Genomic DNA, 13,445 nt, shown 5'->3' on the forward strand with positions numbered 1-13,445 from the left:
TTCCGACAGCGACAAGCCTGATGCCGGACGGAACGGAAATGCGCTCTTTGTCGATGACCATTTATTATCTAACTAAATACAAACTTATGAAAAGAAAAGCGTTTTTTTTGAGCCTGTTCGTGGCAGTTGCTGCTACGATGACAGCACAAGTGAAGGACGGTGGCATCTCGCAGGATATGCTCCGTGACATTCAGAAACAAGGAGGCGGCAGTGCCAATAAGGCTGTTTTCAATGCCCTTGCATCCAACTCTATCGACAACCTTGCCAAGAATTTTGATGCACAAGGTTTTGATACTTATTTCAGCCATGAAACAACGAAGCAGAATTTCCATAACCAGAAAAGTAGTGGACGTTGCTGGATGTTCTCAGGCTTTAACATGCTCCGTTCAAAATTTGCGAAGAAACACAATGATAGCATCAACGTGGAGTTTTCTCATGACTACTTGTTCTTCTATGACCAGCTCGAAAAATCGAACCTGATGCTTCAGGGAGCTATTGAGACGGCAAAGAAACCGCTTGACAATCCTGACGTGCAGTTCTTCTTCCACCATCCAATAGGAGACGGTGGTACATTCTGTGGCGTGGCAGACTTGGCAGACAAATATGGTCTGGTGCCGATGAGCGCACAGCCAGAGACTTTCTCTGCAGAAAACACTTCAAAAATGCGTTCGCTCATCTCGTCCAAACTCCGTGAGTTCGGACTTGAGCTGCGCGACATGGTGAACGGCGGCAAGAAGGCGGCTGCCATCAAGACGCGTAAGACCGAGATGCTCGGCGAAATCTATAAGATGCTTGCGCTGACGCTCGGCGAGCCGGTGAAGGAGTTCAAATATGCTTTCAAGAACAAGAAGGGACAGACCGTCACAGAAACAAAGACCTACACCCCGCAGAGCTTTTATAAAGAAGTGGTTGGCGGACCAATCAACGGCACGTTCATCATGGTTATGAACGACCCGCGCCATGAGTATTACAAGACCTACGAGGTGGATCTGGACCGCCACGTATATGACGGACACAACTGGAAATATCTCAACCTGCCGATGGAAGAAATCGAGAAGCTCGCCATCGCATCCATCAAGGACAACACCAAGCTCTACAGCTCTTACGACGTGGGTAAGCAGTCAGACCGTCAGAAGGGTTACGGCGACGTGAACCTCTACGACTACGGAACGCTCTTCAACACCACTTTCAAGATGGACAAGGCACAGCGCATCGCTACGTTCGACAGCGGTTCTACTCACGCCATGACGCTCACCGCCGTGGACCTCGATGCCAACGGCAACCCGAAAAAATGGAAAGTGGAGAACTCTTGGGGACCCAACTCCGGACAGGGTGGCTGCATGATTATGTCGGCACAGTGGTTCCGCGAGTACATGTTCCGCCTCGTGGTTGACAACAAGTACGTTCCCGAGAACATCATGAAGATGTATCAGCAGAAACCCACCATGCTGACACACGACGATCCTCTCTTCTCAGAAGACAATTAATAAATAGGTATATCACACGAAAGCGGATGGGCTGATACTCGTCCGCTTTCGTAAATTTCAACCTGCAGAGGCTGTTTGTGACGGAATTATAAGGCATCTTGATATGAAAATGATGAAGCAGAAATACTCAGTCATCGTACTGTTCTTACTCATATTGGCATCGGGCGCGACCAGTTTTCAGAGCTATCAGTCAACCCGCTCGTTGGTCACCCGTGACATGGAGCGAGCCTTGGCGCTGACGTTGAAAGAGCAGCAGAGCAACGTCATCAGTGCCGACACGATACAGTTGTTCAACAACAACCTGCTCCTGGAGCAGCTCAAAGGGAAAGCGGAACTGGCGGTCGATACCCGTCAGCAGGACTTCCGTTGCTATGCCAAGTGCTCGGCAGGCACCGTTTTTTCACTTTCCGACCAGCGTCCAGCCTCAATTTTGTGGGCGGCAGCCATGCTCTGGGGCTTCTATTGCTTCTATAGGCGGCGGAAAGATGTGTCGTCGGCTTTCCAACCCGTCTGTTGCTATGGCGGACTGGGGCTGTCAGAAGCCGATGGCAGGTTTTATGATGCGGAAGGCAATCGTGTGAATCTCACCCCCATGCAGCAACAGTTGATGGAGATGTTCTTCCGTGTACCGTCTCACCGGCTGACAAAAACAGAGATTTGTGAGGCACTTTGGCCTAAAAAAGAAGATGCCAGCGAGACACTCTATACACTCATCCGACGATTGAAATCGGTCGTTGAACAGCATTCTGACCTGAAAATAGAGGTTGACAGAGGACGTGCTTACGAGTTGAAAATCAAGTAGATGGCTCGTTGTCAGTAAGATGTCAGACAATTGTCAGGCATTTTTTTCGACCGTCAGAAACACTCTTCATACTTTTGCACCAAAAAGGCAAGACAAGTATGAAGAGATTTTTGTTTATCATGATGCTCTCGGTTGGCATTTCAGCCGTGGCACAGGAAGTGAAAGAAGGGGAGACCCTGAGTGAAGTTACCGTCAAGGGAGCCCGCGTCGTACAGCGCATAGACGGGCAAACCATCTATCCCACGCAGCAGCAGTTGGCTGCGTCAACAAACGGCTACTCACTCTTGTCGAAACTCACGCTGCCGCATATTCGCATCGACCCGGTCATGCACACCGTCACGGCTCTGTCAAATACGGGGAGCGTGCAGGTGCGCATCAACGATATTGTCGCTACGCGCGAAGACCTGCTCGCCCTTACCGTCAATGATGTGCGGCGCGTGGAATATATCGACAACCCAGGGCTGCGCTACGGAGAGGATGTCGCCTATGTCGTCAACCTGATTGTGAAGAAGTCGCTCGGCGGCTATATCATCGGAGCGGATTTGACCAACACCCTTACTGCGGTCAATGGAAATGAGACGCTTTATGGCAAGTTCAATCACCGGAAAAGTGAGTTCGGGGCTTCCTATACGCTCGACTACTATCGCTACACAGGGATGGAGCAAGACGAACAGGCGGCTTACGAAATGGAGACGGGCAGCATCTCGCGTGTACACCGCCGGATTCTGGATGGTTCGAGGAGCCGTCTCGCCCACAACGGACAGCTCTCCTACAGCCTCACAGACTCCAATGATGTGTTCCAGGCGAAACTGAATGCCAGCCATCTGCTTCGTCCCAGCCATACCCACATCACCTGGCAGACCGATGCGGACATCTATTCCGAGCATGATTTCTCGCGGATGTTCTCTCCCTCGCTTGATATTTATTATCAACACACTTTCAAGCGGCATGCTTCCTTGACCGCCAATATCGTCGGTACACACATATACACCAACAGTCAGGAGGAGAACAATGAGGGTGGCGCCTATCAGTATGCCACACGCGGAAGGACATGGGCGCTGTGGGGAGAGACCATCTATGAGAATCGTCTGAAGCCGTTCACGCTCTCTGCCGGCTTGCAATATGCCCTGCGATATGTAAACAATGTGTATGAAGGGGCGACGAATGCCGTCAATCACATGCATTCATCCACAGCCTATCTGTTCGGACAGTTGAAGGGAAATCTTGGCAAGTGGACCTATCTCGTGGGCTTGGGCGCCAGCAGACTACGCTATCATCAGGCAGCCGTCCGCTATCATTTTTGGCTCTTCCGTCCGAAATTCTCAATAGCCTATCCGCTGGCAGAGCGTCTGAAAGTGAAATATGACTTCGAAATCTCTCAGCATGTTTCCCAGATAGCGCTCGTGAGCGATGTCAGCATCAAGCAGAATGCCTATGAAACGCTCGTTGGAAATCCTTCCATCCGCCCCGTTCGCAGGACAACACACAGCCTTTCGCTGACCTATTCTGCTCCACGGCTGACCGCACAGCTGCAGGGATACTACCGCTTGAATGCACATTGCAACATGGAAAAATATATCCGGGAGAACGGGCACTTCTTCAAGACACAGAGCAGTGCAGACAATTCCTGTAACTTCTTCTTTATACAAAGCAATAACCGCCTGGACTTGATACCCGAACATCTTTCCTTAAACATCTATGGAGGCATCTATCGTTTCTTCAACAACGGGGACGGATACCGACACACCTACACGTCGTTCAATGGCGGTGTCGGCATGAACGCCTATCTCGGCAGGTGGACACTCGGGGCTTACGCCGACAACGGTTGGAATTTCATGGAGGGTGAACATCGGGGTCATCAGGCTCCGGCGTGGTATTTCACGGCATCGTATCGCATGAAGCGGCTCACCGTCTCTCTCTACGCACAACATCTTTTCAGTGCCCATCCACTTTCAGCAAGGACGGAGGTGGTCAGCCAATATGTGAAAAAGGATGTGTGGACGCGTCAGGCTGATTTCGGAAACATGTTCACGCTGAACTTCTCATGGACGCTGTCGTCGGGAAAGAAATACCGGGAAGTGCAGCGCACGATGAACCATCAGGACACGGACACGGGAATCCTGAAGTAACCGAAGTCGGCGACGGCAAGATGTCACTATAGGAATCCATGCAAAAACTCCCTCCCTTACAGGAAAGTAGGGGAGGGAGTCTTCTCTATTTGTAAGGAGCGATACTCATTTTCTTATTTCTTCTCCATATAATATTTCAAGCCTTTCTGCACGTTTTTGATGACAGCGTCTGATGAGTAGGTGGCACCTGTCACCACGTCCACATTGGCTTTCACAGCTTTTTTCACCGTCATGCCGTTCCATTTGTCGAGCAGGGTTTTCTTCACGCGATGGAAATATTTGGGAGTCTCGTCGTTGGCGAGTGCCTCAATCTTTACGATTTTGTTTTTCTCAATATAGATTTTCAGCGGCGTTGCTCCGTTATATCCTTCGATGTTCTTACCGATGGTGGTGGTATTGATGATGGTCGTCTTTCCCTCCTTGGTGATGACGTTGTCCCCAGGCATCGCACTCATGCAGAATACTGCCGTCAGTGCGAGGGAAAAAGTTCTGATAATTCCTTTTTTCATGGTCTTCGTAGTTTATTTGTTATCCGGTGCGAAGGTAAGCATTTTTTTGAGAAACCGAAAAGAAATTCCGGTTTCTCTCCTCAAAATACCTACTTTATAGTAGTTCTATACCAGTCGTTTCACCCACTGTTCGCGTTCGCCGGGCAGCAGATCTACGACCGGAATCTCAATCATCGTGTAGCATCCCGGCTGCTGTCGCATGGAGGCGCGTGCCACGTTGACGAGCACCTGTCCGGTGAGGGCGGGATTGTTGATGCTCATGTTGAACTCGAAACGCTGGTTTTGTGTCTGTCCCGACACGCCTTTGCGCACGAGATTGACCCCGTGTCCCATATCTTGCAGGCTATCTACGTCTTCCACTTGGAACACATGTGTCTCGTCGTGTGCGAAATAGGGGTCTGCCTTGATGGCTTTCTCCACATCTTCCAGCCGTGCGCCTTCTTCCAGTTCCACATACACCATGCGGCGATGGATGCCTTCGCCGAGGGGAATCGTCACGGAGAGCGCTTCCCTTACGCCTTCTTTCGAGCGGACACAGACGCTGTGTCCCATCGACATGCCCGGTCCGAAATTGGTGTATGACAGACCTTTCGGCGCAAGGCTCTCAATGAGTGTGCGCACCACGGAGTCGCTGCCCGGGTCCCATCCGGCAGCGATGACGCTCACCCTGCCGGTCTTTTTGCATAGTTCGTCCATTCGTTGGCGGTAGCCGCTGATTTCCGTATGTATGTCGAACGAGTCCACGGTGTTGATGCCGAGCGGCAGAATCTGCTGTGCATACTCCTCGCATGAGCGTGTCGGCGTTGCCAATATTGCTACGTCCACGTCTTTCAGTTCGCGGATATCGCTCACCACGTCGTAGCGGGCGAGTTCCTGTGGCTTGTTTTCTGCTCCGTGACGGCGCACGATGCCCGCCACCTCAAAGTCGTCGGCTGCTTCCAGCGCTTGCAGTGCGAAGCGTCCGATGTTGCCGTAACCCACGACGGCTGCTCTGATTTTCTTCATGGTTTTATTTGGTTTTTGTAGTTTTGTGATTATTCTTTGATTTCCTTACCTCTCAGGATGACGCGCCGGATGATGGGCATCGTGTAAGCGTAGGGGATGAAGTCGATGGACGGGATGGGCTCTGTCACGATGAGGTTGGCGACCTTGCCGCGTGTGATGCTTCCGAAGTCGTTGCTGACGTCCATTGCTGCTGCCGTGTTGATGGTGGCAGCATTGATGGCTTCGGCAGGCATAAGGCGCATCTTGATGCACGCCAGTGACACGATGAACTTCATGTCGCCCGATGGGGTGGAGCCAGGGTTGTAGTCGCTGGCTGTTGCCACGGCGAGTCCTGCATCAATCATCTTTCGTGCCGGTGCGAATGGCATGTTGAGGAAGAACGATGTGCCGGGGAGTGCCGTCGGCATGGTGTTGCTCTGCCGGAACAGTTCGATGTCGCGGTCGGTCATCGCTTCGAGGTGATCGACGGAGAGGGCACCGTGTTTGACTGCCACCTCTACGCCGCCCGAATCGGCGAGTTCCTGTCCGTGGATCTTTGCCCGCAAACCGTATTTGGCACCAGCTTCGAGCAGTTGTGATGTCTCCTCGGGAGTGAAGAAGCCACGGTCGCAAAATACATCGATGAAATCGGCAAGTCCTTCAGCAGCCACGGCAGGCAGCATGTCGCGGATGATATGCTCCACGTATTCAGCCTGTCTGCCGGCGTATGCCCGTCCTACGGCATGTGCGCCGAGGAAGGTGGCGCGCACTTCGATGGGCGACGTCTCCTTGATGCGGCGTATGACGCGCAGCATCTTCAGTTCGTCTTCGAGTGTCAGTCCGTATCCGCTTTTGATTTCCACGCAGCCCGTTCCCTTATGAATGATTTCGTTCACGCGGCGCATGGCTTGTCCGTACAACTCCTCCTCACTCAGTTCGTGCAGCCGGTCGGCAGAGTTGAGGATGCCTCCACCTCGGCGGGCAATGTCTTCGTAGGACAGTCCCCGAATCTTGTCAACGAACTCTCCCTCGCGGCTTCCGGCATAGACGATGTGTGTGTGAGAGTCGCAGAACGACGGCAGCACCGTGCCGCCTTGTGCATCGATGGTCGTGTCATATTCGCCATTTGCCGCTTCGCATTTGCCGTTCGTCGCTTCTCCGAAATCCTTGATGCGTCCGTCTTCGATGGTGAGCCATGCGTTGGAGATGGTTTCCAGATGAGCCATCTCTTCTCCGCACAGGCGTTTCTTTCCGGCAGGCAGTATTCCCGCCAGTGTCCCGATATTCTTGATTAGTGTTTTACTCATATTCGCTTGTTTTTCTGCAAAAGTACATATTTTTTTGTAATCAGCAGCAAAAGTACTTCAAAAAGAGTTATGGCTGGGAGGGCTGGGTGTTTTTGGGGGCTGGGAACTCTGGAGTAAAAAAGTAAAAAGGTGAAATCGCCAAATAAACGTTGTTTTTTATTAATTCAGTTTAATGGCGGTTGCCTTTTTCTTCCAGTTAGAAATAAAACATTACTTTTGCAGTGCGTAAAGACTAATATATGCGGAGATATTTTTTATTAGTAATGTTTTTGTTTGCTTGCGTTCTGATATACGGACAGCGCAAGATAACCGTGCTCGACCTCGAGACGCATCTCCCGATTAAGGATGTGACGGTGCGGGTGGACAGCGCTCTGGTGCGCCGCACGAACTATGTCGGGCAGGTGGAGATTCCCTTGTCATTCCGCTACATCACGTTCACCCACATGAATTATTCGAAGGAAAGACTGGCGTTTGTCGAACTTACTGATACGATGTATATGCTGGCAAGGCGTTACCAGTTGGGCGAAGTGGTCGTGATGGGCATCAATCCTGACCTGAAAAAGAGTATGCAGCGGGCGCATGACAATATGAGAAACCAACCCATCATGAAGGGATTGGAATTCGATTTCGGACGGTTGCTCGACCGTCGTTGGCGGCGCGACCGCAAACACTACAGACAGGCACAAGAACTATTGCGCGAATGGGACCTGACGCCTTGACGCCCGGTCTCACTCACTTCACTTTTCGTAAAATCAGTGCAACAGTTTACTTCTTCTTGTTGAAAAGGGAGGCGATTCCCAGCAGGACAATGGCACCAACGACCGCCGTTCCCAGCTCGCCAATCCACGACGGATTAACCTGAATACCCAGCAGACCAAAGAGCCGTCCGCCGACGAAACCGCCGACGAGACCCAACAGCAGGTTGATGACACATCCGTAGCCACCGCCGCGCATCAGTTTGCCTGCCAACCAACCGGCGAGGATTCCTATGATAATAGAACCAACAATACCCATAATTTCTTTTAATTAAATGGTTTGAAACATCGCTGCAAAGATAATAAAATTGGTTGGACAGCAGCAGCCTATGGGTGGATTTTAATATTTTTGAAACAAAAAACAGGCGTTCCAAACGTGGAAATGCGTTTGTTAAGGGAAATTTTCATTACCTTTGCATGAACGAATGGGATATCGAAGATGATGAATATGCCTCCTTTCACAGCAACGCTTCTGCGCTGGTATGAGCAGCATGGTCGCAGCCTCCCGTGGCGGGCGGACAGCAATCCATATGCCATCTGGCTGAGCGAGATTATCTTGCAGCAGACGCGCATCGAACAGGGACTGCCCTATTGGGAGCGGTTCATGCAGCGTTTTCCCTCGGTGGAGGCGTTGGCAGCGGCTACGGAAGACGATGTGTTGCGCCTGTGGCAAGGGCTGGGCTATTACAGCAGGGCGCGAAACCTGCATGCGGCTGCGCGTCAGGTGGTGTCGGAAGGCGGATTCCCGCAGACCTATGAAGGGCTGCGGAGCCTGAAAGGGGTGGGCGACTATACGGCAGCAGCCATCGGCTCGTTTGCTTTCAATCTGCCCGTGGCTGCCGTCGATGGCAACGCCTATCGGGTGCTCGCTCGCCACTTCGGCATCGATACCCCCATCAACACCACGCATGGAAAGCGGCTCTTTGCTGAACTGGCGCAATCACTCTTGCCCGAACGGCAGGCAGCCGATTTCAATCAGGCGATGATGGACTTCGGAGCGACGTGGTGTACCCCCTCGTCGCCGCAGTGTGCGTCGTGCCCGTTCGTCGAAACCTGCGAAGCACTGCACAGCAAGCGGGTGGCGGAATTGCCCGTGAAGTTGCGCAAGACGAAAATAAAAACGCGCCACCTGTCTTATATATATATAATGTGTAAGGGCGAAATTGCCATCCGTCGCCGCCCGTCGGGCGATATCTGGCAGGGACTTTGGGAAGTGCCGGTGGTGGAAGAGGGGAGGAGCGTGCTGACATCGTCGGGCATCTATCCCACAGAATGCGCCATTTTACTGAAAAAAGGCGTGCACCACGTGCTCACCCACCGCATTCTCATAGCCGATTTCTACCTGTTGGAACTGCCGGAGCGTCTGCCGTTGCCCGACGAGTATGTGTGGATTCCCGAGTCGGCATTCGACGATTATGCCAAGCCGCGCCTGATGGAACTGTTGTTGGAAACACTCTCGACATATCGGAAGGGAAATTCCCTGTAGCAACGGCATGATTTTTTTCTGCCGCAAATGCCATTTTCGAGTCAATAGAATCTACCGTTTGGTAGTCAAAAAGTTTAGTTCTCGGAAATCAAATTCAGTGAATTTACTCATCAAATTCAGTGAATTTGGTCACCAATTTCACTGAATTTGGTTAGAGAGACTTTTCGGGCTGATACACCAATCCGCCCCTACTTGTTGGAGATAGTTCTTTTTTTGTTTTCACAAAGCGTGCGAAAAAGGAGGCACTCGCTCATCACCGGTCTGACGAAACTGCATTCTCTCATTCGTTAATTGGGACGTATCAAATCCATCTTCCTGAGATAATACATCACGACTATTGCCGAATTCTTTTGTTTTCTTTTCAGTGATTTGTATTCTTCTAACTCTTCGGGATTGTCGGACAATAGGGATTCCAGCATTTTAGCATCTATTTTCTTTAACAGCTCATTTTCTTCATTCATGTATAATACGCAGTCATGGTCATAGAATGCTCCCATTATTGCACCGGCAAGTAGTCCGCCGATGAGTCCAAAATTTAATGCATAGGCAGATAATGTTGTGTTCATTTGGTTGTATCGGATTTTCTCTATCGTATTTGGGATGCACAACCCATATTGTTTGTATCGATATGCCCTGACATATCCCTGCCGATACCTTAACCTCGTATTGTTGGTTCCTCTCTTGCAGTTGAAATAGAGGGAATCGCCGAACAGCACAACGAGGGCTTTGTTTTTCATTGTCTTCTCAAGTTCTTTGGAGTCTGCCTTGAAGCGGAATTGGTCACATTGGTCTATGATATTCTTTTCACCCTCAAAGTCCTGCAGGGTGATTGCTTCTGTCTCTATCCACAGATTGTTTTTGAAGGCGGAATAGGAGGTGCAATACTTGGCTGGTTTCTTATATCTTTCCTTGAATGCCGTTGTGAGGGAGTCATAGTTGATTTGCGGTTTTGTCCATCCTCCGTTTTCCTGTGCATGTACGATGCATGAGATAAGTGTCAGAAGAAAAATGATTCGTGTTTTCATGATGCAGTAGGTTTATTCGTCGTTACGGGCGAGTGTCAGCGTGATGTCGGTGTAGGTGATGTCGGCAGGGCAGAGTTCCTTGATGGCTTTCTTGCCGTTCTCCAGTCCGATGCGTTGCGCGATGCTGCGGATGATTTTCTGCTTCTTGGGTTCTACGAGCTCGTCAAGCGACAGTTCGTCGCCGCCGATGAACTTAGCGAGGTGGTTGATGACGGTCTGCAGGGTCAGTTTGCGCTCTTTGCTGATTTGCGCGGGCGACATTCCCTTGCGGTACATATGCAGTGTCTTTTCCTGTGTCGATTCTTTCTGGGACTTTTGTTTTTCCACTTTGTTCTCGCGGTTGCGTCTCTTCTTGGATGTTCCGCCGTCAAGGGCATCGAGTATGGCTTGCTGTTTGGCTTTCAGATAGAAGGGAACGGAGAATCCCTGTTCGGCGATGTCGTTGAGCAACAGGCGCTTTGCCATTACAGCCTGCTGGGCATCGGCGAGGCAGTCGGCGAGTCTGCCCCTGACATCTTTATTCTTCGTCTCGATGAGTTTTGTGAGTGTGAAGAGCCCTTTGAAAACCTTCTCCAGTTCGTTGCTGAAATAGACGGCACTTCGTTTGATGCGCTCCATGAACGGCTGTTCGTGAAGTTTCTCCTGTTCGGTTTTCTGAATGAGCATGGTCCATTTCAGTGCTACGATGGAAAGCTCGTCCTTGAGGTATTGGACGGTCGCCTTATGCTTGTTGGTGAGCGCCGGATGGCTGCGTGTGAAATGCTCAATAAGCAGTCGCGATAGCCGTTCTTCCGTCATGCTGATTTCCCGGAAGTCGAACAGTTCGATGAGCAGTTCGCGATGATATTCCTCTTTCAGCGTGTGCAACCTGCCGATGCTCTGCAACGCCTCTTGCTCTTGATAACTGATGTATTGTTCCACCCGTTGGTCGCTGATGACGGCAGCGGTCGATACGGGTGATGCGAGCACCAGTCCTTCGAGCGTCTTGCAGCGGCTCAGCGCTACATAGACTTGTCCCGAGGCAAACGACAGGGCAGCATCGATGATGGCGCGCTCGAAGGTCAGTCCCTGGCTCTTGTGAATCGTGATAGCCCATGCCAGTCGGAGGGGCAGCTGTCTGAAGATGCCCTGCACGTCGGTTTCTATCTCGCGCGTCTCCTTGTTGAGGATGTATTTGGCGTTTTCCCACTCCTGCGGTGTGACGCAGATGTCGCGGTCGTCGCCCGGGCAGCGGACGAACACCTCGTCGTCGGCGATGTGCGTGACGTGTCCGATGCGCCCGTTGTAGTAGCGTCGTTCGGCAGCCGTGTCGTTCTTCACGAACATCACCTGTGCGCCGACTTTCAGTTCGAGCGTCACGGCGGTGGGATAGGCATATTCGGGGAACGTGCCTGAGATTTCAGCCGTGAAGGTTTGTGGGTTGCCCGCGAGTTGTTCCAGCTCCTTGTCGTTGTAGTTGTCTGCCAGATGATTGTGGGTGGTCAGTCGGATGTAACCTTCTTTCGGGTCGGGTCGGAAGTCTTTCCTGTAGCGGTTGTTCAGCTGTTCGATAACCGTTTGTGGCGGTCTGCCGCTGCGCACACTGTTGAGAATCTGGATAAACGCTTCGTCCTGCTGCCGATAGACGGTTTTCAGTTCGATGGTCACATAGTCAATCTGCTGCAAGGCATGGCTTCCGAAGAAATAGGGCGTGTCGTAGTGTCCGCGCAGGATGGATTCGTCTTCAGCCGTGACCACCGGGGTGAGCTGTTGCAAATCGCCAATCATCACCAGCTGAACGCCTCCGAAAGGTCTGCCGGGTTCGCGATAGCGACGCAGTACGGAGTCGATGGCATCGAGCAAATCACTCCGCACCATGGATATCTCGTCGATAATCAGCAGGTCGAGTGTGCGGATGATGCGGCGTTTCTCCTTTCCGAAATCGAATTTGCTCTTGATTTTTGCGTTTGGGATGAACGGTGAGAACGGCAGTTGGAAGAAGGAATGGATGGTCACTCCTCCGGCATTGATGGCAGCCACTCCTGTCGGTGCGACCACCACCGTGCGCTTGGTGCTTTCGTTGACGATGCGGTGGAGGAACGTTGTCTTCCCCGTTCCAGCCTTTCCTGTGAGGAAAATGCTCTTCCCGGTGTGTTCCACAAAGTCCCACGCCTGCCTCAGTTCTTCGTTCCCAGCCATTTACTTGCTTACTTACTCGTTATCCCGACATTCCGTCATAACGACAATTCTTAATTAAAAATCGTCAGCTGTGGACGTAAGTTCCGATGTTCTCTCCTTCGATGACCCGCTTCAGGTTGCCTTCCACATCCATGTTGAATACGTAGATGGGGAGGTTGTTCTCGTTGCACATGGTGACAGCCGTGAGGTCCATCACCTTCAGTCCGCGTGTGAGAATCTCGTTGTAAGTGATGTCGTCGAACTTTGTCGCGGTGGGGTCTTTCTCCGGGTCGGCAGTATAGATGCCGTCAACGCGTGTTCCCTTGAGCATCACGTCCGCCTCGATTTCAATACCGCGCAGCGACGAACCGGTGTCGGTGGTGAAATAGGGCGAGCCTGTGCCGGCAGAGAAGATGCAGACATAGCCGGCTTCCATTGCCTCGATGGCTTTCCATTTGGAGAAAAATTCGCCGATAGGTTCCATGCGGATGGCGGTGAGCACCTTGTTTTTCACGCCTTCGGCACCGAGTGCAGAACTGAGAGCGAGCGAATTGATGACCGTTGCGCACATGCCCATCTGGTCGCCCTTCACACGGTCGAAGCCCTTCGTGGCACCGCTCAGTCCGCGGAAGATGTTGCCGCCGCCGATGACGATGCCTATCTGCACGCCCATCTGGTGGATTTCCTTAATTTGTCTTGCATACGCTCCGAGCCGTTCGGGGTCGATGCCGTAGCCCTGTTTGCCCATCAGACTCTCGCCGCTGAGCTTCAGGAGAATTCTTTTGAATCGTGCCATAATTGTTG

At 51.7% G+C, this 13,445-nt stretch carries 12 protein-coding genes; 5 read left to right on the plus strand and 7 right to left on the minus strand.

Annotated elements, in window-relative coordinates; genetic code table 11:
• Positions 1-86 precede the first annotated feature (86 nt).
• The 3 genes from GRF55_RS02085 to GRF55_RS02095 all read left to right on the plus strand — a co-directional run bounded on the left by GRF55_RS02085 (position 87) and on the right by GRF55_RS02095 (position 4,418).
• Positions 87-1,487 carry an aminopeptidase C gene (locus tag GRF55_RS02085; RefSeq protein ID WP_220368912.1) on the plus strand — a complete coding sequence of 467 codons (1,401 nt, stop codon included), beginning with the start codon at positions 87-89 and terminating at the stop codon, positions 1,485-1,487.
• A 103-nt stretch (positions 1,488-1,590) separates the two neighbouring features.
• The gene (locus GRF55_RS02090; protein ID WP_220368913.1) at positions 1,591-2,289 is read left to right on the plus strand and encodes a helix-turn-helix domain-containing protein; all 699 of its coding nucleotides are present in this window, start codon (positions 1,591-1,593) and stop codon (positions 2,287-2,289) included.
• A 98-nt stretch (positions 2,290-2,387) separates the two neighbouring features.
• Positions 2,388-4,418 carry a TonB-dependent receptor gene (locus GRF55_RS02095; RefSeq protein ID WP_220368914.1) on the plus strand — a complete coding sequence of 677 codons (2,031 nt, stop codon included), beginning with the start codon at positions 2,388-2,390 and terminating at the stop codon, positions 4,416-4,418.
• A 113-nt stretch (positions 4,419-4,531) separates the two neighbouring features.
• Here GRF55_RS02095 and GRF55_RS02100 read toward each other — a convergent pair whose 3' ends face one another.
• The 3 genes from GRF55_RS02100 to hutI all read right to left on the minus strand — a co-directional run bounded on the left by GRF55_RS02100 (position 4,532) and on the right by hutI (position 7,218).
• On the minus strand, positions 4,532-4,927 hold the full coding sequence (locus GRF55_RS02100; protein WP_220368915.1) for an FMN-binding protein: 396 nt from the start codon (positions 4,925-4,927) through the stop codon (positions 4,532-4,534).
• 105 nt (positions 4,928-5,032) lie between these two features.
• Positions 5,033-5,932 carry a diaminopimelate dehydrogenase gene (locus tag GRF55_RS02105; protein ID WP_220368916.1) on the minus strand — a complete coding sequence of 300 codons (900 nt, stop codon included), beginning with the start codon at positions 5,930-5,932 and terminating at the stop codon, positions 5,033-5,035.
• 29 nt (positions 5,933-5,961) lie between these two features.
• Positions 5,962-7,218 (minus strand): imidazolonepropionase, encoded by a 1,257-nt coding sequence (hutI, locus tag GRF55_RS02110; protein ID WP_220368917.1) that lies wholly within the window; start codon positions 7,216-7,218, stop codon positions 5,962-5,964.
• Positions 7,219-7,481: 263 nt separating this feature from the next.
• Between hutI and GRF55_RS02115 the strand changes: the two genes are divergently transcribed.
• Positions 7,482-7,937, plus strand: a complete 456-nt coding sequence (locus GRF55_RS02115; RefSeq protein WP_220368918.1) for a hypothetical protein — start codon at positions 7,482-7,484, stop codon at positions 7,935-7,937.
• 46 nt (positions 7,938-7,983) lie between these two features.
• Here the strand turns inward: GRF55_RS02115 and GRF55_RS02120 are convergent, their stop codons facing one another.
• A complete protein-coding gene (locus tag GRF55_RS02120) occupies positions 7,984-8,232 on the minus strand; it encodes a GlsB/YeaQ/YmgE family stress response membrane protein (protein ID WP_220368919.1) in 249 nt (82 codons plus the stop codon).
• Between the two features lie 189 nt (positions 8,233-8,421).
• Here GRF55_RS02120 and mutY point away from each other — a divergent pair, with 189 nt between their 5' ends.
• Entirely contained in the window at positions 8,422-9,459 is a 1,038-nt protein-coding gene (gene mutY, locus GRF55_RS02125) for an A/G-specific adenine glycosylase (RefSeq protein WP_370626753.1), read from the plus strand.
• Positions 9,460-9,746: 287 nt separating this feature from the next.
• Here mutY and GRF55_RS02130 read toward each other — a convergent pair whose 3' ends face one another.
• The 3 genes from GRF55_RS02130 to pyrH form a co-directional block, all read right to left on the minus strand.
• Positions 9,747-10,484, minus strand: coding sequence for a DUF6563 family protein (locus tag GRF55_RS02130; protein ID WP_220368921.1), 738 nt, complete (start codon positions 10,482-10,484; stop codon positions 9,747-9,749).
• Positions 10,485-10,496: 12 nt separating this feature from the next.
• Positions 10,497-12,662: a helix-turn-helix domain-containing protein gene (locus GRF55_RS02135; RefSeq protein WP_220368922.1), complete on the minus strand. Its 2,166-nt coding sequence runs from the start codon at positions 12,660-12,662 to the stop codon at positions 10,497-10,499.
• Between the two features lie 64 nt (positions 12,663-12,726).
• On the minus strand, positions 12,727-13,437 hold the full coding sequence (gene pyrH, locus GRF55_RS02140) for a UMP kinase (protein WP_220368923.1): 711 nt from the start codon (positions 13,435-13,437) through the stop codon (positions 12,727-12,729).
• Between the last annotated feature and the right edge of the window lie 8 nt (positions 13,438-13,445).

The sequence above is a fragment of the Prevotella sp. Rep29 genome, from assembly GCF_019551475.1.
Classification (GTDB): Bacteria; Bacteroidota; Bacteroidia; order Bacteroidales; family Bacteroidaceae; genus Prevotella.